Source organism: Fodinibius sp., from assembly GCF_041642155.1.
GTDB lineage: Bacteria > Bacteroidota > Rhodothermia > Balneolales > Balneolaceae > Fodinibius.
Map to the genome: position 1 here is coordinate 31,319 of NZ_JBEPWZ010000001.1, position 20,294 is coordinate 51,612.

Consider the following 20,294-nt stretch of genomic DNA (forward strand, 5'->3'; position numbering starts at 1 on the left):
AGACGAGATGGTGTCTCCTGATGTATTGCATGAGGTTTACACTACACACATACACATAATAGTAAAACAGAAGATGCTATGTCCACAGACAAAAAACTCAGAAGCAGCGACTGGTTTGGCAAAAGCGGAAAAGACGGATTCATTTACCGGGCCTGGATGAAAAACCAGGGTTTTCCGCCCGACGAGTTTGAGGGCAAGCCGGTTATCGGCATCTGCAATACCTTCTCCGAGCTGACTCCCTGTAACGCCCACCTTCGCGAACTGAGCGATGCGGTCAAGCGGGGGGTCTGGGAGGCCGGCGGACTTCCCCTGGAATTCCCCGTCATGTCCCTGGGCGAGACGCTCATTCGTCCCACCGCCATGCTGTTCCGGAACCTGGCCAGCATGGATGTAGAAGAATCGATTCGGGCCAATCCCCTGGACGGGGTGGTGCTGATGTGCGGGTGCGACAAGACCACCCCCGCGCTGGTGATGGGAGCCTGCAGCGTGGATATTCCGGCGATCGTGGTCTCCGGGGGACCCATGCTCACGGGGAAATTCCGGGGGGAGGATATCGGCACCACCGACGTGTGGCGGTTTGCCGCCGAGCATAAAGTGGGCGATCTGAGCACGGATGCGTTCAGGGAGGCCGAAGGAGCGATGTGCCGCAGCGCCGGGCACTGCGCGGTCATGGGAACCGCCTCCACGATGGCCTCCATGGCAGAGTCGCTGGGAATCAGCCTGCCGGGCAACGCGGCCATTCCCGCCGTCGACGCCCGCCGCAAGGTCCTGGCCCACCGCTCCGGCCGGAGAATGGTGGAGATGGTGGAGGAAGACCTTACCCTCTCGAAGATCCTCAGCCGCGAGGCTTTCCTGAATGCAATCAAGGTCAACGCCGCCATTGGAGGCTCTACCAATTTCATCGTGCACCTGACGGCCATTGCCCGCCGCGTCGGGGTGGCCCTGGAGCTGGAGGACTTTGATACCCATGGCAGCCAGGTGCCGCTGCTGGTAAACCTGAAGCCGTCAGGCGAACATCATATGGAAGATTTTTACTATGCGGGCGGGCTGCCGGCCGTTATCTGCGAGCTGCAGGATCACCTAAGCGAAGAGCCGATAACGGCCAATGGCCAAACCCTGGTAGCAAATAACCGGGACGCCCCCTGTTACGACCGCGATGTCATCGCCTCGGTTGAGGATCCCTTCCAGCAGGAGGCCGGCACCACGGTGGTACGCGGCAATCTTTGTCCCGACGGGGCCGTCATCAAAACTTCCGCGGCCTCCCCCGGGCTTCTCCGGCACCGGGGACCCGCCGTGGTTTTTGAAACGATTGAGGATTACCACGCCCGGGTCGATGATCCCGACCTGGAGGTGACCCCGGACTCTGTACTGGTCCTGAAGTATGTGGGACCCAAAGGCTATCCCGGGATGGCCGAGGTGGGTAATATGACACTGCCGAAGAAGATCCTCCGGCAGGGGGTCGACGATATGGTGCGGATCTCCGACGGACGCATGAGCGGCACCGCCTACGGCACGGCCTTCCTGCATGTGTCCCCGGAGTCGTATGCCGGCGGCCCTCTGGCGCTGGTGGAAAACGGGGATATGATCGAGGTCGACGTGGAAAACAAGCGCCTGCACCTTGACGTGTCCGAAGAGGAACTGCAGCGAAGGAGGGCCCAGTGGACCCCGCCCCCCCACGACTACGACCGGGGCTACGTTCGGCTCTACATCGACCACGTGCAGCAGGCACACCTGGGAGCCGATATGGATTTTTTGGCCGGTGGTTCCGGAAGCACCGTGCAGCGGGAATCGCATTAACCGGGAGCCGGAAAAATTATCCCGGATTTATCACCAAGAGGCAGGATGTATTGTTGTACCTTATAGTAGAGATAAAGTTATGTCGATTTATACGGGTTGCAAACTATATTACCCCTGATGCTTTCAGAAGCTATGGCTTCTCAACGTCCTCACCGGTTCCGCTGACTTCCGAAGAAGTACTGGAAGTTCAGGGAATATGAACGCGTAGACCAACTGAATTCCCGCTGCGTGTAGTAATCGGTATTGGGATTTCCATCCGTATTAACCGTATGGCTGAAGTTCTGGGCATCAAACACATCACGCACATTGAAGACAATTTTGGCTTTTTCTTCAAACAGATCGTAAGAGATTCCGGTATCGGTCATCGTCATGCCGTCCCGGCTTCCCTGCGGCGTACTGCTCGGGCCGCGATACCGCATGGAAGCCTGGTAATTCAAGCCATCAACAATCTCCCACCGGAGTCGCATGCGGGCCTGAAAATTATCCGATTCGCTGCTGAACACCCGCTCTTCGTACGTACCTTCCGTATTCGACTGGAACAGATTGGCACTGCCGGTCAGGGTAAAGATATCACCGATCTCCTGGTCAGCCGAAAACTCAATGCCCCACGCTTCTTCACTCGCAAAGTTGATCGGAAACCGGAACTGCACGCCGTCTCTCTGCTCATTGATACGTTCAATTACGTCGGTGCGATAGCGGTAGTAAAAGCTGGTCAGCAGCGAGCCGCTTCCCCAGTATTGCAGGTACCCTGCTTCGTAGGAATTACTGTATTCAGGGGTCAAATCGGGATTGCCGATATACTGACTCCTGTTATCATCAAAATCGATGCCCGGCAGTAACGAGCGGGACCACGGTCGGCGCAACCTCCGGCTGTAGCTCAGCTGTACCGACTGCTGCTCATTAAATGAGTAGTTCAAAAAGACGCTGGGAAACAGGCCGATATAGTTTTGCTCATTTACATCGCCCGTTTCTTTAATTTCAGTGCGGATATTCGTGTTTTCCGCACGCACGCCAACCTGCCCGGAAAAGTCGCCGAACTCGCCACCCAGAATGAGAAAGGCCGCATTCACATTTTCCCGGTAGAGAAAGTTTTGCGTGTAGGCCGGCTCTTCCACCCATGTACCGTCGACAAGCGTTTCCGCCTTATAGCCCGTGTCCATCCATTCGGTATCGCTGCGAAGACCGGTTTCCAGCTTGCCGTTTTCACCCAGGGGACGCACATACTCGGCATCGAATCGCAGATCCATCTCTTCTTCGGTATCTTCGGCCCGCTGCTGCAGCGGATCGGCCAATCCCTGCTGCACCACTTCGTCAATATCCGTATCAGCATTCTCCCGGCTGATATCAAAACTTGCGTCGGCCTCGAATTTATGTTCATCACCGTCGAACTCATTCTCATAATCTAGATTAAAATCAAAATTACTTTCGTTTTCCGTCTCCTCGGTATCCCGGTTGGTAACCTCTTCGGGCGAGGCACTTATATAATCCATTGGATTTCCCCCGAAGTTATCCCCGCTATACTCCCAGTCGGTATACTCCCAGTCGGTATAAATCATATCTTCTTCGTTTACCTCCTGCTCGAGACTGATATAGGTGCTGGCGGTTAAGATCTCATCATCGGAAAGATAAAAATCGGCCCCAAAACGGAAGTCTCCGTCAACTTCCGATTCATGGGCATCCGTCTCTTCTCGATACATATACTCTGTATCGGGTCCCGAAAATCGCTGGAAAGAACTGCCGGATTCCGGTTCGGAGCGGTAATCAACTCCCACGTCAGCAAACCAGTTTACACGAGGCATTCGATAATTAAGGTTAATTGAGCCTTCATATTCTTCGGGATAACCAGTTCCTATACTCGCGCTCCCGTTCAGTCCAAGCTCCCGATCATCCGTAAGGATAATATTTATAATGCCGGCTGAACCTTCGGCAGCATATTTAGAGGAGGGATTGGTAATAATTTCTACTTCTTTAATCATGGAAGCCGGAATACTTCTCAGGGCATCCACATTGCTGCTGCTTACCATACTTGACGGTTTGCCGTTGATAAGAACACGGACCGACTCATTCCCCCGAAGGCTGATATTTCCTTCAATATCCGTAGCAATAGAAGGCACGTTATCAAGCACGTTTACGGCCGAGCCGCCCAGGCTGGTGATATCCTGGCCCACATTAAAAACGCGCCGGTCGAAGCTCATCTCCATTTGTGAACTTTCACCGCGGACGACCACTTCCTCCATTTCCTGGGAGGTAGGAGTCAGCGTTACCTGACCGATATCCACGGTTTCACCGGCATCGACTTCTACCGGCTGCGTGTGGGGAGAAAGGGACAGAAAAGTGATTTTCAAGACATACCGGCCCGGATCTATATCAATCCTAAAGGTTCCGTCGGAATCGGTGGGAGCTCCTGTTACCACCTCCGATTCGGTGGAATCATACACCGATACCGAAGCGGAAGGTACGGGATCGTCCTGATTGTCCAGAACCTCACCGGTAATGACACCCTCTCCGGCCTGTCCGATGGCAAAAGAAGTTATCAATAAGGTGAAGACAAGTGATAATAATAACTTTTTCATTCAACCAATATAGTTTCCTTTTCTGTTTGTGTTTAACGTAACAATCGAACTTGTGGTAAGATTGTATGAAAGCTGAAGGAAATCTGAATTATTGATGTTTTTAATCACTTCTAACAAATATTTACAAAATAGTCTTTCGACTTTGCTGAGCGCACCCTGCTTCGCTTCAAATACAGGCTGAAACAACGCCGGAGGCCACGTTACAGGAACAACTGGGCTGCAGGGCCGAACAGTAAACGACCAGGCGGTACTGAAGCAGCTGAATTTCGCCCGGGATGAAGGAGAGGAGATTGCCGGCATAGTCGAATACATGGGACCCATTTTGAAACTGCGGGGAAACGCTTTTTTATTGATTCCGGATTATACAGACTCCGGATGAAATCTCACGTTTATGGTATGCCAGCCATCTTCATAGTCATAAGAGATCGCGTAGTTATTCTGATCTACAATTTGTTCGATGATCGAGAGACCAAGGCCGATGGAGTCTACGCCGTGATCAGCCTTTTTAAAACGCTTGAAAAGCACATTGGTATCCATATCAAGCGGCTTGCCGGTATTGGATATCTCCAGGCGGTCATTCGCCAGCGTAATGCGGATACGGCCATTCTCAATATTGTGCTTGATAGCGTTTTGAAAAAGATTGGTCCACATGATATCGGCCAATACCGGGTGGATCTGCAGGAAAACCTCCTCTTCAAGGTCCGTTTCCACTTGCAGGCCGTTTAATTTGATAAACTCCTCAAAGGCCTGCGTGCTCTCCCGGATGAGGTTCGTAACATTCACCTTATCCTTGTTTGTAAATTCGTGATTTTCAATCTTGGTCAGCAGTGCAAGCGACTCGCTGAGCCGCGACAGTTTCTTGATCGAGCGCTGACTTGCTTCCACATATTGATACTGTTCGGGCGTAAGATCCGTCTCGGTGAGCAGCTCCAGCTTTCCTTTGGTAATAGAAAGAGGGGTTTGCAGTTCATGTGACGCATTTTCGGCAAATTCTTTTAAGTTCTTATAGTCCTTGACGGCCTTGCGGGTCATTTCTTCCACAAACCGGTTCAAATCATTAAACTCTTCGACGCTGGTCTCTTTCGCCAGAATAGGTTCCCTATCCTGGATATTAAACCGCTTGATACGGGCCAGGGTCTCGCGAAAGGGTTTAAACAGCCGCCCGGAGACGATAAATCCAACCCCGATCGCCCCGATGACCTGCAGTCCTAAAATCCACAGCAAGATCTGTATCACCGCTTCCGTGATATCGTCAGTCTCAACCAGGGCCCCGTAGGTGGAAATAAAATAAGAAGTGTCTTCCACGGTCCGGTAGGCCGAGACTTTCAGGTTGGGTTCCATCTGTTGCAGGCGGTCGTGCCAGACCATGGTATCTTTGATAACGGTTTCCGGGGCTACTTTTTGGGGGAGTTGCTGGATTATGAGGTTGCGATCGCCCGACCCTTTCAGTTTTTCAGACTTAAAATCCTTTCCTTTCTCCAGCAGGTACGTCACCCGGTCAATCCGGTCCATAAAGCGCCACTTCAGCTCATTGTCCAGCTCCCCCTTGATAACGAAAAAGGATATATACCCCCCTATACCCAGCACAATGACCGTGACGACAAGGTAAATTAATATGAATTTGTTAATGAGTTTCACGGGCGGTTGTTCACTTTGAACTTATAGCCAATTCCGTACACACTTTCGATATAATTTTGGGCCCCGGCTTTTTCCAGTTTTTTGCGCAGGTTCTTGATATGCTGGTAGACGAAATCCAGATTCGTAAGGTGATCCACGTAATCGCCCCACAAGTGTTCGGCGATGGTTTGCTTGGAGAGCACATGATTTTTATTGGAAGCGAAATAGAGGATCAGGTCATATTCCTTGGGGGTCAGGTCGACGGCAGTGCCATTGACGGTCACCTCCATCGTATCCGTATTGATCGCAATTTCATTGACGTTGATGATCTCCCGGCCATCGCGCTGGTTACGGCGGTTAACGGCTTTAATGCGCGCATGCAGCTCCGGCAGCTGGAACGGCTTGGTAATGTAGTCGTCGGCCCCCAGTTCGAGTCCCTTCACTTTGTCATCAAGGGCATTTTTTGCGGAAATGATGATGGTTCCGGTTTGGGGATTGACCGATTTAAGCTCACGCAAAACCTGCAGCCCCGACCCGCCGGGAATCATAATATCAATGAGCACCACGTCATACGTATACGACATCACCTTATCGAAGGCCACCCTGTAATCCCGGGCGAACTCGCAGATATAGCCCTCCCGCTTCAGGTAGGTACGGATATTCTGCAGCAAATCTTCATTATCTTCGATAATAAGCAGTTTCATACGTCAAAAGGTACAAAATGATTTTGAAGCAAAACTGAAGTTAAGGGGCAGTCGGGCAGGCATCTTATGGTCCGCCTTCACTGCTGACGAGTAAAACCTCTTGCATGCATGAGGCCCTGGCAGGGGACACGCCTGGGGGCTCCCGCAGCACGACCTCTATCACCCACTTTGGACAGATCGTCTATATTCAACGGTTGTTTGAAGAGAAAAACCGAAATCTGCCGACAGGAAGTTTTCTAAAGTATAACCCGAAATATTCTCTTTAGAGAACCTGGCGTTACAGAAATAGAATATCAGAAATTATTCGCAAGAATCGGATTTTTTCTGGCGTTTATTCCTGCTATGTTTGAAACACACATAAATGACAGACCAAACGATGACAGACTACCAGCGGGTGGCCGAAGCCATCACGTACATCAAACACCATTCTAGCGAGCAGCCTCAATTGGAAGATATTGCCGGAGCCGTCCACCTCAGTCCCTATCATTTCCACCGGATATTTAAGAAGTGGGCGGGGGTAACCCCTAAAGAATTCCTGCAATACATTAGTCTGAATCGCGCCAAAAAGCTGTTAAAAAAGAACCAGACTATCGAAGAAGCAACTTTTCGCACCGGGCTCTCCAGCAGCAGCCGCCTTCACGACCTGTTTGTCAATATCGAAGGAATGACGCCCGGAGAATTTAAGAGCCGGGGCCAGTCGCTTGACATCCGCTACCATTTCAGTAAAAGTCCCTTTGGCGATATCCTGATCGCCTCTACGGGCAAGGGGATTAGCAATCTGAGTTTTGTGAAAGAGCGGGATGAAAGCATACGGATATTGAAGAAACGCTGGCCGAAGGCCCGCATCACCGAAGGCAAAGACAAACACATACGAAACCTGGATAACAGGTTCGGAAGCGGCTGGCAGGACCCGGATGAAATCAAACTCCACATTCGTGGAACTGAATTCCAGTTGAAAGTATGGGAAGCCCTGCTGAAAATTCCGGTCGGCCAGCTGGTTACGTACTCCGATGTGGCACAAGCAATCGAGAACCCCAAAGCTTCCCGCGCCGTAGGCACGGCCTTGGCTAACAACCCGATCGCCTACCTGATTCCCTGTCACCGGGTAATCAGGAAAGCGGGAGGCATCGGGGAATATCGCTGGGGCAGCACCCGCAAGACGGCCATCATAGGATGGGAGGCCGCGCAAGCCGGGGAGGACCATGCTGGGGCAGACTGATTTAGGTGCCACAAAATCTTTTCAAACCCGCCAGCCAGTGGAGCTACTCCAATCACGGTATCCTCTTTTGGGGACGGATTGTCGAGCTCGTCACCCACGATGACTACAAATATTACATAGCTGGCCGTCCACGGTCCGCACCTTGCCGACAAGATCAATCAAACGTTTTGTGCTCAATTCAAGTTATAGAGATCAATAATCTCAAGAAAAAGCTATTATTCATGGATTTAAAAAACAAAGCCGCTATTGTAACAGGAGCCAGCCGGGGTATCGGTCGCTCTATCACCCGGGCGCTGCTGGACAAAGGCGCTACCGTAGCCGGATGGAGCCGCTCGGAACCCGAAAATTTCAGCCATAAGAACTTTTCTTATATAAAAGCCGATCTCACTCAGCAAAACGCCGTACAACAGGCTTACCAGCAGACAACGGATGCATTGGGAGAACACATCTCCATTTTGATTAACAATGCCGGCGTGGGCTATAAAGGGGACCTGGATGAGATGCCGTCGGAAAAATGGCGTTATCTTTTTGATCTGAACGTACATGGCATTTTTTATGTGAGCCGGCTGGTGATTCCACCGATGAAAACTCGACAAGAGGGACATATTATCAACATTTCATCCGGCGCGGGGACCAACGGCATTGCGGGCATGAGCTGCTATTCGGCGACCAAGCACGCGGTCGTGGGCATCTCGCGCTCGCTGCACCAGGAATTGCGCGATTTTGGGATCAAGGTGACCTGCCTGTCACCCGGCTCGGTGGATACCGGCTTTTCGGATTCGGAGAAGAATAAACTGAAACCCGATGAGCTGGCACGATCGGCCGTGCATATCCTGGAATGCTCCCAAAACTTCCACTACACCGATGTACAAGTGCGTCCCCTGCAGCCTTAACTCGCATTTGTTACTTGCCTGAGGGTAGCGATAGTCTTATGTTGGTTGGTTTATTTTTCAGCTTTTTCCACCCAATTCGGCTAATTTGTTCCTTTTGCATCCGGCGCCGTGTTGGCCGGAGTGGCCGATTAATTAATACCCGGGGTTCTGTTCCAATCCCGGCTCTACCTTCAAACTGTTTTCATGGAAAGGCCACAGGTAATTGTGATCTTCAAACGAGCGGTCTTCAATGTGAAGCGACTGTAATTCCCCGTTTACTTCCCTGGTGTGTCCCAACGCGGGTTCATTCAACACCTCTTCTGCTGTTCTCCACCGCTTGATATCCGCATAGCGAAGCCCTTCCGCCGCAAACTCAATCCTGCGCTCGTTTCTTATCAGGTCAATCCACTGATCCCGGGTGTAAGCGCTGTAGCGCGGCAGGGTTACGTCTGCCTGGGACATATCCAAGCCGGCCCGCTCCCTGACCTGGTTAATGGCATCCTTGACCGAAGCATCTATCTCATCTATCATGATCTTCGCCTCTGCATACGTCAGCAATACCTCGGCATACCTCAGCAAGCCAAATTCAAAGTTTCCGCTGCTAAAGGCATCAGCTTCTGAGACAAACTTTCTGAACCAGTAGCCGGATTCACTGGCCCGCTCGTTTTCATGATACATGGGGCTGTTCTCATTATAGATATCAATGGTATCTTCATAGAACAGATCACCGTGTCCCATAATGCTGGCCTCATAACGGGGGTCCCGGTGCAAATTCGGGTCCAGTTCATGTTCTCTTTTGGTGTGCTGGGGACAGTTTTCAATACGGTAGCCGTCCAGGGTCCAGTATGCATCCACCAGCGACTTCAGGGGAACCAGGTACGACTGCCCGTCCCCGGTTCTGTAATGGGGGCCTAAGTCTCTGAAGGAGTAGGTCGTGCTTCCGCTATAGCTTTCCTGGTTCTGGTGTATGATGAATTCATTGTTATCAGAATCCGCTTCATACTGAAACAGGTGGCCGTAGTTGGGGTGCAGTTCGTAGTTTCCGCTCTCCATGATCTCCCGGGCCAGATCAATGGCCATCTGATAGCGCTCGTTGTACAGCGCGTAGCGCATCGTAAGTGCCTTCAGGGAATACTCGTTAAACATGTATTTATTGGTTGTGTATTCTTCGGAAGGTAAATTTTCCGCAATCTCAATCGCCAGAGGAAAGATGGTCTCCAGGATCTCCTCCTTGGGCGTCGTAGGCTGGGTGGCATTCGATAAATCGGCCGGCTCCAGATGAAACGGCACATCGCCCCACCTGAAGGTTAGCTTAAAATAATGCCAGATGCGCAGTCCCCTTAAAATATTTTCGTATTTCGTCCGGGTAGCCTCATCCTCCACATACGGCACGTCCGAGTTCGCGATGAAGGTATTCAACCTGCCGAGGTGCTTCATCTGCAGTTCGTAGTAATAAGAGAACGCCTCGGTATTGCTGTTGAAATCACCGTTGGCTATGCGCTGGTGGTGGTCGCCTTCCAACCGGCTGTAAGCGTTGTCGGATTTCCCGTCCTGCATGTAAAACAGGGTCTCCCGATTATAATGATGCGTAAAAACATCATAATAACTACTGTACACCACCCGGCGCAAATCATCTTCATCATTATAGAACTCGTCAAAAGACGTGGCCGTGGGATCCGTCTTGTCTAAAAAGTCCTCACATCCCACCAACCCTACGGAAATAAACACTATGAAATATATTACCTTTCTCATAACTGACATAAGCTTTACTATTAATATTTTTGGTATTGCTATACTATCCGACACCATCCTAATTTATGGTTGCCTGGATCCCGATACTGTAGCTGGCCATCCTTGGATAGGTCCCATTACCGCCATCTCTTTCCGGCTCAAGGCCTTCCCAGTTCGTAAACGTAAAGGCATCCTGGGCATTCAGATAGATGCGAACATCCCTGATACTGTTGCCAATCTGTGGAATAGAATATCCCAACTCCAGCGTCTTGATCCGGAAAAAGGAGGCGTCGCTCAGCCAGACGTCACTTAACTCATCATTGGGAGAGGACCCGGTCCAGACCCGCGGAAAACGGCTGTCGCGATTGTCGGGGGTCCAGCGATTATTCATGTAATACTCTCTCGGGACGCCCAAACTGTTCGTTGAACCATCCATTTTAACCGGGTAGCCCTCCAGCCCGTTTAACCGTCCGGTGCGTTGGCCGACCCCCTGGCCTATGGCGCTGAAATCCCACCGCTTGTAATTCAGATCCAAATTAATAGAGTAATTGAAGTGCGGAAACGGATCGCCGAGATTCACTTTATCCTGGTTATTGATCACGCCATCCCCGTTTTGATCGACATACCGGATATCGCCGGGCATGGTATTCGCCAATTTGGCATCGGCTTCATCCACTTCCTGCTGGTTCTGGAAGTACCCGTCACTTTCATAACCGTAGTAGTTATCGATGGCAATGCCTCTGTACCAGATCATATCGGGATCATCGGTAAAGATGAGGGTGTCCGACTTTGCGTATCCCGCCTTTAATACTTTGTTTTCGTTATTAAAAAGCATTCCACCCACGCTATAGGAAAAATCACCGGCCTGGTCGCTCCAGCTGGCTGAAAGTTCCCAGCCTTTGTTTTCAACTTCTCCTATATTTACGGAGGAGGTCAGGTAGTACGAACCGGTCAGCGGGGGGACCGGAAAGTCTGAATAGATTAAGTCATAGGAATGTTTATTATAGGCTTCAAATGAAACGTCAAGCTTATCTTCGAAGGTGGTGAGCTCAATCCCGACATTTTGCTGTTTTTGTTTCTCCCAGGTAAAATCCGGGTTGGGGACACGCATCGTCCATCCCCAGGTATTTACAACCTCCTGCCACAGGTACGGATCCACATCTTCATTTCCGATGATGCCGTAGGAAAAACGAACTTTCAGCCTGTTCAAAAACCCGCTGTCGGTCAGGCCCGACATAAAGTTCTCATTGTGGATATTCCAGGCAAAAGCCCCGGAGGGAAAGAAACCCCATCGCTTACCGGGAGCAAATTTGCTGCTGCCATCGGCCCGTGCCGTTCCCTCCAGCAGATAACGGTTGTCAAAAGAGTAGTTGAGCTTGCCGAAAAAGGAAGATTTTGAAATTTCACGGTAATCGGTATAGGTATTATTCATAATCTCCGAACCGGCGATAAAATAGATCTTATCCTTATCCTTCCGGATATTCTGCTCGTAATTAATCATTGCCCGCGCCGTTATCTGACTTCTGCTCACTCCCTGGGAAGAGCCGACCGCATTCTGCCAGACGTCAACGGGCTCGCCATCCCCGTCGTAAAACTTAAAGGTATCCCGCTCATACTTATTTGCGGACTTATTAACCATATATGATACATTACCCGCCAAATGCAGGTTCTCATTAATATAATATTTTGGCCTTAGATTAATCGTGCTTCTGTCATATAAGGCGTTATAGGCTCCCCCGTGATGAATAGAGGCAAGCGGATTCTGGTCGTTATGCAATTTATAATGGTTGTCCAGATCCGAGTCATAAAATACTTCCTGCGTAGGATTCATTTCCCAGGCCATCCTGTACAATCCATGACCGTCCCTGTTCGCATTCAAGCGATCGACCTGCAGCCGGTGCGCATAAAAGTCCGCCAAAAGCTCAAACTGATCGGCTATGTTAATATTCGTATTAAACCGGGCACTGAACTTCTGTGTACCTTCATAATTGTTTAGCCCATTTTCATTGATATACCCCAGCATCAGGTTAAAAGTACCGACGCCGCCACCACCGGAGATGCTGGCGGACGTATTATGAGAATAAGCCTTCCGTTCCATAATGGTATCCATCCAGTCGGTGTTGGTATACTCGCCCTGCTCGGCCCGGTCGACCTCCTGCTGTGTATACTGTTCCGACTGACCCTGCATGGAACGAGCTTCGTTATTCAGGCGCATATAGTTGGCTGATCCGACGAAATTCGGCAATTTAATCGGATCGTCGATGGCGGTCCAGCTATGCACATCAACCATAAACCGGTCGGCGGCTCCCCGCTTGGTTTCAATGATAATGACTCCGTTGGCCCCACGCGAACCGTACATGGCCGCCGAAGCGGCATCTTTCAGCACGGTTATATCTTTAATCTGGTTGGGATCTATATCCGTCAGGGACTGCTCCATCCCGTCCACAATGACCAGGGGAGAGGCATTTTGCAGGGTACTGATCCCCCGAATGGAGATAGTACCCGGCACGCTGCCCGGCAAGTTGCTGCCCTGCATGAGTGTCACCCCGGGTATGGTACCGCTGAAAGCCTCTTGCAGTTTAGCGATAGAACGCGTTTCTATGTTATCCATTTCTACTTTTGAAACCGAGGAAGCGAGGTGTTCTGTCTCCACCTCACTGTAACCGACGACCGTCACTTCATCCAGGCCGACCGTTCCCTCTTGCAATACCACATCGATTTCACTCCGATCCTGCGTATTGATTTCCTGTTGCTCGAAACCCACCATGCTAAAGATAAGCGTCACGTTTTCTTCGCTTATCGTTATTTCATAATGGCCTTCCGCATTGGTTGCGGTACCTATGTTGGTCCCTTTAACCAGGACATTCACGCCGGGTAGCGACTTCCCCTCCGCATCCGTTACCGTACCCTCGATTGTTCTTTCCTCCTGGGCAACGGCGGTTGACGCCAAAAAGACAAGTAAACTAAACGTAAACAGTAGCTTATTTTTCATTGATTGTATCCCCATGCTATAGATAAGATATTATTAGATTAAAGTTCAGAAACCAAAATAGACAGAAAGTATACGCCCTTATCTATTTCGCTTTCAAAGAGTATGTATTCAGCAGTTTGCTTTACAATGGTACGGCCGACACCGTAAACGATGCAGCAGTAGCCCCCTGTTGATACGTTGATGAATTAGAAATCTGCCAAAACACCCACACCAACTTTCTTTTTAACGATGCAAGTGGTTACCAACAAGTCAATTCAAGACCACTGCACCCGAACTATTTCACGGTACTGTTTCAACGTTAAGGTTAAAAAATCACGTGCAAAGACCCGTTTTTTAGGTTATAACAGTTTCGTTTAATTTCACCGGGTGGACAACCAAAAACCCTTCCTGTATGTTATAAAGATACTGCTTGAATGGGTTTACCTTACCGGTCCCATTAGTACCAAGTATTTACGGCTATAACATATTCACGCTTGTTCAACAGATAAGCTAAAATCTTCTTTTACCTGCACGAAAAGGTTTAAGTATCATAGAACCCCTAAATACATCCATGAACATAAAAGCCTAAATAATAGTTATACCCTTTACACCTGTGTTATATAGTTGTTTGGACAACCATATTTAATGTAATAAAAAATATGAACCCTGCCAATTATTTTTTTGCTTTAAAAAGAAAACCCTGCTTATCCTTGTATTTCTATACCTCGATCTCGCCGTGAATATGAACGATCATTTAAGGTACCCCGTGGAGAGAGTCTCCCGCATGATCTCAGCCCCCCCGATTCGACCCGTCCGGGACTCATGAAGCATCCCGGTTCTTTATAATCCTCTCCGGTAGGCCTCCGGAAGAAATCCAATAAATCGTTTTATCAACTCATCTATCTTCCTATCTTAGGATACGGGAGGAATTTGAATTCGTGAAAATGCAGAAATTGGCCAACCAAACGGTTTTGCAAAGTCCTCTACGAAACAGATATTCTCTTTACTTTCTGTTTAATTGTAATTATCGACCGCGTTATGAGACCTGTGGATACCTCAATCGAACGTACGATACCATTCAGTACCGATCCCGCCCTTCGCCGGCGCTATATGATCCTGGACAGGGATATACCGGGCAACATGCGGTGGGGACTGCTGCTTGAAGAGCTCGATAAGCTGGCCGAAGATATCGCTCTTGACTATGTGCACCAGTTTGAGCCCGGGGGACGCGTGGTTACGGCCGCGGTTGATGATATTGCCCTGCACGTGCCCGGAGATATCAACAAGGATGTCTTCCTGCGGGCGCGCATTAATTATGTGGGACGCACGTCTATGGAAGTTGGCATTCGCGTGGACCAGGACAAGGAGGCCAGGCACTCGCTGGCAGCCTGCTATTTTACGATGGTGGCCCGGACCGGCAGGGACAATGATGCGGAGAGCCTGCCCATTCCGCCCCTGGAATATAAGAGCGCCATCGAAAAGGAGCGGTACGAAGCGGCTATTAAGCGCCGCAAAGCGTATCGCGAGCAGATCGACGCGCTGGAAGACCCGCCGAGCAAAGAGGAGTTCCACCACCTGCGGGCGCTGCACAAAGCGCAGGAAAAAGAGGATTTTGACGGGTTACTGGTCGGAAACCTGATACGGAACAGCATGGAGCGAATGTACCCGGATCAGGAAAATGTGCCCAAAAAGATTTTCGGCGGGTATGTCATTCGCCGCGCCTTTGAACTGTCATTGATGCATGCGGAAGAAATCGCCACCCACCGGCCGGTGTTTGTGCGGGTGAACCGCATTAACTTCCTGCAGCCCATCCGTATTGGCGATAAGCTGGATTTTACCAGCCGGATCGTCTACACCGGTGAGACGTCCATCAGTATTGAAATTGATATTGAACGCACCAGCCTGGACAAGGTGACCCGGGCCCTTTCCAATACCTGTGTTTTCACGTTTGTGAATGTTGATCATAAAATGCAGCCCCAGCCGGTGCCCAAGGTATATCCGACTACCTACGCCGAGGACGAGCGATACCTGAAAGCACGCCGTCGCCGTAAAGAACACCTCATTAATATCGGAAAGTAACCCCGGCGTGATCGTTCCCGTTGGTTACTACTGGATACAACGCAGATTAATAGGTACCTGAATTCAGTTGCCTATCGGAGGCCAGACGGACCAGGGAATGCGTATGAGGATGAATGCAATACCCAATCCGTAATAGATGAGTAATTTCTTATATCGCGTGGCGTCGCCTGCTCCCCGCTTTGCTTTAGAATAACCGACGGTGATTAAAATAACGCCGATGATCATGGTCAGCGGGTGCTCCAGCATATACAGCCGCGACATCGCATCCCCCATCGCTTCACCCGAAAAGTTCGATAGTCCCTGTGGAGAAATAAAATACAACACCAGGCCAATCAGCAGCTGTAGATGCGCTGCAATAAGCCCCGCCAGCGATGCTTTCCGTACCTTTTCAGTGAAGGATTTTTTTTGTATAAAATTAATGAGCGCATAGATAAAGGAAAACAGCAGGACGGCAAGCACAATGTAGGCTATGCCGGAATGCAGGTGTTGAAATCCGGTGTACATAGGTCAGTTGATCTTATTTAATTAGTTGTTGGGTTCCGCAATGGCCACTCAATAATAATCAAAGGACATGCAAAGCAAAAGTTATAGCAGAATTCTTTACATTCTTTACCTGTTTTCTGTTGCAGAGACCATATCAAATAGTTTACTTAACATGTTATGCGATTGATTTTAACCAACTTGTCAGCCCCTGAACGCTCCCTCTTAGCCACGGTAAAGAACCATTTCATCAGCTTATGGATACGAAAAAAAACTTTCTCATAAAAAACATGGTGTGCAGTCACTGTGCAGAGGTACTGAAGGAAAAACTGGAAGAAAACGGTTTCCGTGTACAAAAAATTGAGCTGGGGGAACTGCAGCTGGCGGGACCGGTCGATCAGACTGCCTATAAACGGCTGGTGTCGGTCGTGCGCAAAAACGGCTTTGACATCATCAATGATGAAGCCAGCCAGATCGTAGAGCGTATCAAACATCTTATTATTGATCACATCCGTTCCAGCGAGCCGCTTAACGGCAACCTCTCGGAATATCTTTCGGACCGTATCCACAAGGATTATCAGCAGCTCAGCCGGCTATTTTCCGCGGTAGAGGGAAAGTCCATCGAACGCTATTTCATCCTCCAAAAAATTGAGCGGGCTAAAGAACTCATCGTCTATGGCGAAAAGACACTCAGCGAAATAGCCTATGAATTGGACTACAGCAGCCAGCAGCATTTTTCGCGACAGTTTAAGAAAGAAACCGGCCTCGCGCCCTCTCATTTCAAGAATATAAAGGAGAACAAACGCACCTCCATCGATCAGCTGTAACATAATCCTGCACAAGATATACATAAAGATATAAGACCGTTCCCCGCTCTATCCCTATCTTACGGCCTGAATTTCTGGGGCTTTGAAAAGCCAGTCCCGAAGCATCGGGAAATATCAAAGCCTGAGCGCCTTCAAAACCACCCCGTATAAAGCATATGTGAGGATATTGGATGCGCGAAAATACAGAGATTGAATCACAAAACTGATTTTCAAAGCTCTCTTTAAATACATAATGGACCTTATTATCGCATTTATAAAAAAATATAAGGAAGCAGTCATCAGCGGCCTGTTGCTTGCCGCGGCGCTAACCGTCCAGTACGGTGCCGATTTTCCCAGCCGGCATTACCTGTACCTCCCGTTGTATGGCCTCTCGTACCTGGCAGTAGGGGGACCCGTTTGGCTGAAGGCTTTTTATTCCATAAAAGACGGCACAATATTCAGTGAATTCCTGCTAATGGGTATTGCTACCGTCGGGGCTTTTGCCATCGGTGAGTATGCCGAAGGGGTCGCCGTCATGCTTTTCTATATGATCGGCGAGTATGCCCAGCACGGGGCGGTGCACCGCGCCAAACATTCCATCAGGAAGCTGATCAATCAACAGCCGGATATAGCGGCGGTCGAACGGGGGGGCTCTACCGAGCAAGTCCATCCCTCAGCAGTTGAAAAGGGGGAGGTTATCCGGGTCAGGCCCGGAGAAAAAGTACCGCTGGACGGCGAACTGCTCACGGAAAGAGCCTCCTTTAATACCGCAGCCCTGACGGGGGAATCCAAACCAATGGCACGCAAAGCCGGAGAAGAGGTCTGGGCGGGGTCCATCAACCAGGACGTGCCGGCACGTATTAGAGTCACCAGCGATTACGAGGATACCAGGCTGTCCCATATCCTTACCATGGTTCAGGAGGCGGCCCGGCGCAAGGCACCCACCCAGCGGTTTATGACAAAGTTTGCAAAAATCTATACCCCGGTGGTCGTGTGGCTGGCGGCAGCACTGACCTTTGTTCCCTATCTCGTTGTGGATGATTACGTGTTCCAGGATTGGTTTTATCGTGCACTCATTTTCCTCGTTGTTTCCTGTCCCTGCGGACTGGTTATCTCCATTCCCCTCGGTTACTTTGGCGGCATTGGTGCGGCCTCGCAAAACGGTATCCTGCTCAAGGGTTCCGACTTCCTGGATCAGCTTCGAAAGATGACGATGCTGTTCATGGACAAAACCGGAACCCTTACCGAAGGCACCTTTGAGGTGCGGGAGGTCCACCCCCGGAACGGCTTTGACCGGGAGGAGCTTTTGCGGTTAGCGGCTTCCCTGGAACAGCACTCCACTCATCCGATCGCAAAAGCTATTTTGGACTATGCGACCGGACAACCGTTGCAACCGGTGCAGCGGCAGCAGGAGAGTCCGGGCAAGGGGTTGCAGGGAGAGGTCGGCACGCGCAACATACTGGTAGGAAACAGCGACTGGCTGGCCGAACATGGTGTAACGTACAGCGGAAATGGATTAGATGAAGCCTATACATACGTGCATGTGGCTATTGAGGGAGTCCACGCCGGAACCATCGGTATTGCCGATCGAATAAAAGACGACAGTAAAAAAGCAATCGAAGAGCTTCGCGGGCTGGGAATCAGCGAGCTTATCATGCTGTCCGGCGACAACCAGGAAGTGGTCGATGGGATAGCCCGGAAACTGGGACTGGACAAGGCGTATGGCAATCTGCTACCGGACGAAAAATACCGGCATGTGGAGGAGGCGTTGCAACCGGGCCGTACGGTTGGCTTTATCGGGGACGGCGTAAATGATGCCCCGGTCATCACCCTCGCCGATATCGGCATCGCCATGGGAGGGATCGGTTCCGATGCCACCGTAGAGACTGCGGACGTCGTCATTCAGACCGACCAGCCGTCCAAAATACCCCTGGCCATCGATATTGCTCAATTCACGCACCGCGTGGTATGGCAGAACATAGGTTTTGCCCTGGGGATTAAAATCCTGGTCATGGTCATGGCTACGCTGGGGATGGCAACTATGTGGGAGGCCATTTTTGCGGATGTGGGAGTCGCCCTCCTCGCTATTGCGAACGCCATCCGCATTCAATACCATTACACGGATGAAGAATTCAGCCTTAGTCCCCCTGCGGATCCTTCAACAAAAGAAGAACCCGCCCAGGCTGACTGCTGCTGTTAGCAGCGTTGTTTACAATCATGGTGATCAGGAGTATAAATGTATACTCATATGCTTAACTCCCTTATTCCGGGTATGATAACCGGTCCATCACCCGGCCGTTTTTCGTGCTGATTGCTCTTCGATTCCCACTGGTGAACCACTAACAGGCTCACATTATGAATTCTTTACCCCGTTTTTAGAATCCGGACAGTATCTTCAAATACTTCTCTTCCATCTCACGGTGCACCGACCAGAATCCCCGGGGCATCCGATCATTAAGACGGGCGGACAAGATACCCAGGTGCGTATGCCAGCCGCTGGCCACGCTGGCGAGCATATCGGGATCGTCTCCGAGCCGGCGATGCGTTAATGTCAGCCGGACTTTTTCTCCCTCGGGAGTCAGCTCAAACGTGACTTCCGACTCTTCGCCCGTCCCCTCTCCCCAAGTGTAACTGAGCAGGCGGGGAGGATCGTACCGGGTAACACGACCGGTAAAACCGGTGCCGTCTTTCATGTGCTTGTATTTGTCGGGCGGCTGTTCATCATGGGGAGAAAGCGTGTCGTGCCGGAAACGCAGCTCCACCTTCCCGCCCACACGGGGTTCCACCACGCCGGCAGCCAGCCACTTTGCCTTTTTACCGGATTCCGTCAGATAGGCCCACACACGCTCGATCGGCCCGGGTAATAGCCGTTCAAATCGAATGGTGCCCGTTTCTGTAAAGATGCCGTAATTATTCATTGTTATTTTTCATTTTATTATTGAACTGCGTGCAAAAAAAAGAGCTTTACACGACATTAAACGGAGGCTTTCTGTATGGTTCCCGGTACCTGTCCCGAGTTGCTTACTCAAAATTTAACGGCCCGAAATTCAACTGCCAGGAGACCCCGAGCCGGTCGTTTACCCAGCCGAACCTGGTGCTGAATCCATAGTTGTCGAGCGGCATCGCCACTTCGCCGCCATCACTCAGCTTGTCGAATAGTGCTTTAAGCTCTTCTTCCGAATCGCATTCAACAAACAACGATATAGAGGGGGTGAACGTAAAATCATGCTCAATATAACTATCGAATGCCATGTATCGTCGCCCCTTCAGGGTAAATACGGCATTCTGCACGGTGCCTTCGGCTTCCGGCCCTCCCGGTCCCCCGGGCCCGTATTTTTTGATTCTCACAATTTCAGAGTCATCGAAAAGTGATATGTAAAAGGTTATCGCTTCTTCTGCGTCGCCTTCAAACATCAGGAAGGTGGTAATTTTTGGATTCATGTCT

14 protein-coding genes are annotated in these 20,294 nt (G+C 50.4%); 6 read left to right on the forward strand and 8 right to left on the reverse strand.

Features of this window, described 5'->3' with window-relative positions:
• The first annotated feature begins 78 nt into the window (after nt 1–78).
• Nucleotides 79–1,797 carry an IlvD/Edd family dehydratase gene (locus ACESLU_RS00150; RefSeq protein ID WP_372633420.1) on the forward strand — a complete coding sequence of 573 codons (1,719 nt, stop codon included), beginning with the start codon at nt 79–81 and terminating at the stop codon, nt 1,795–1,797.
• A gap of 149 nt (nt 1,798–1,946) precedes the next feature.
• On the opposite strand, the gene ACESLU_RS00155 is transcribed toward ACESLU_RS00150, so the two are convergent.
• The 3 genes from ACESLU_RS00155 to ACESLU_RS00165 all read right to left on the reverse strand — a co-directional run bounded on the left by ACESLU_RS00155 (nt 1,947) and on the right by ACESLU_RS00165 (nt 6,691).
• The gene (locus tag ACESLU_RS00155) at nt 1,947–4,370 is read right to left on the reverse strand and encodes a TonB-dependent receptor domain-containing protein (RefSeq protein WP_372633423.1); all 2,424 of its coding nucleotides are present in this window, start codon (nt 4,368–4,370) and stop codon (nt 1,947–1,949) included.
• 360 nt (nt 4,371–4,730) lie between these two features.
• Nucleotides 4,731–6,008, reverse strand: a complete 1,278-nt coding sequence (locus ACESLU_RS00160) for a sensor histidine kinase (RefSeq protein WP_372633426.1) — start codon at nt 6,006–6,008, stop codon at nt 4,731–4,733.
• Nucleotides 6,005–6,691 (reverse strand): response regulator transcription factor, encoded by a 687-nt coding sequence (locus ACESLU_RS00165; RefSeq protein ID WP_372633429.1) that lies wholly within the window; start codon nt 6,689–6,691, stop codon nt 6,005–6,007. The genes ACESLU_RS00160 and ACESLU_RS00165 overlap by 4 nt, the downstream gene beginning before the upstream one ends.
• 361 nt (nt 6,692–7,052) lie before the next feature.
• On the opposite strand from ACESLU_RS00165, the gene ACESLU_RS00170 reads away from it, so the two are divergent.
• Both ACESLU_RS00170 and ACESLU_RS00175 read left to right on the forward strand, forming a co-directional pair.
• On the forward strand, nt 7,053–7,910 hold the full coding sequence (locus ACESLU_RS00170) for a bifunctional transcriptional activator/DNA repair enzyme AdaA (RefSeq protein ID WP_372633431.1): 858 nt from the start codon (nt 7,053–7,055) through the stop codon (nt 7,908–7,910).
• A gap of 221 nt (nt 7,911–8,131) precedes the next feature.
• On the forward strand, nt 8,132–8,803 hold the full coding sequence (locus ACESLU_RS00175; protein WP_372633434.1) for an SDR family oxidoreductase: 672 nt from the start codon (nt 8,132–8,134) through the stop codon (nt 8,801–8,803).
• 132 nt (nt 8,804–8,935) lie between these two features.
• On the opposite strand, the gene ACESLU_RS00180 is transcribed toward ACESLU_RS00175, so the two are convergent.
• Both ACESLU_RS00180 and ACESLU_RS00185 read right to left on the reverse strand, forming a co-directional pair.
• Nucleotides 8,936–10,534, reverse strand: a complete 1,599-nt coding sequence (locus ACESLU_RS00180) for a RagB/SusD family nutrient uptake outer membrane protein (protein WP_372633438.1) — start codon at nt 10,532–10,534, stop codon at nt 8,936–8,938.
• A 58-nt stretch (nt 10,535–10,592) separates the two neighbouring features.
• Nucleotides 10,593–13,505, reverse strand: coding sequence for a SusC/RagA family TonB-linked outer membrane protein (locus tag ACESLU_RS00185; protein WP_372633440.1), 2,913 nt, complete (start codon nt 13,503–13,505; stop codon nt 10,593–10,595).
• Nucleotides 13,506–14,522: 1,017 nt separating this feature from the next.
• On the opposite strand from ACESLU_RS00185, the gene ACESLU_RS00190 reads away from it, so the two are divergent.
• Nucleotides 14,523–15,563 (forward strand): hotdog domain-containing protein, encoded by a 1,041-nt coding sequence (locus ACESLU_RS00190; RefSeq protein ID WP_372633442.1) that lies wholly within the window; start codon nt 14,523–14,525, stop codon nt 15,561–15,563.
• 63 nt (nt 15,564–15,626) lie between these two features.
• Here the strand turns inward: ACESLU_RS00190 and ACESLU_RS00195 are convergent, their stop codons facing one another.
• The gene (locus ACESLU_RS00195; protein WP_372633445.1) at nt 15,627–16,067 is read right to left on the reverse strand and encodes a hypothetical protein; all 441 of its coding nucleotides are present in this window, start codon (nt 16,065–16,067) and stop codon (nt 15,627–15,629) included.
• 233 nt (nt 16,068–16,300) lie between these two features.
• Between ACESLU_RS00195 and ACESLU_RS00200 the strand changes: the two genes are divergently transcribed.
• Nucleotides 16,301–16,870: a helix-turn-helix domain-containing protein gene (locus ACESLU_RS00200; RefSeq protein WP_372633448.1), complete on the forward strand. Its 570-nt coding sequence runs from the start codon at nt 16,301–16,303 to the stop codon at nt 16,868–16,870.
• 232 nt (nt 16,871–17,102) lie between these two features.
• The gene (locus tag ACESLU_RS00205; protein WP_372633450.1) at nt 17,103–19,049 is read left to right on the forward strand and encodes a heavy metal translocating P-type ATPase; all 1,947 of its coding nucleotides are present in this window, start codon (nt 17,103–17,105) and stop codon (nt 19,047–19,049) included.
• A gap of 175 nt (nt 19,050–19,224) precedes the next feature.
• Here ACESLU_RS00205 and ACESLU_RS00210 read toward each other — a convergent pair whose 3' ends face one another.
• Nucleotides 19,225–19,767 carry an SRPBCC family protein gene (locus tag ACESLU_RS00210; protein WP_372633452.1) on the reverse strand — a complete coding sequence of 181 codons (543 nt, stop codon included), beginning with the start codon at nt 19,765–19,767 and terminating at the stop codon, nt 19,225–19,227.
• A gap of 103 nt (nt 19,768–19,870) precedes the next feature.
• Nucleotides 19,871–20,290, reverse strand: coding sequence for a VOC family protein (locus ACESLU_RS00215; RefSeq protein ID WP_372633455.1), 420 nt, complete (start codon nt 20,288–20,290; stop codon nt 19,871–19,873).
• Nucleotides 20,291–20,294: the final 4 nt, after the last annotated feature.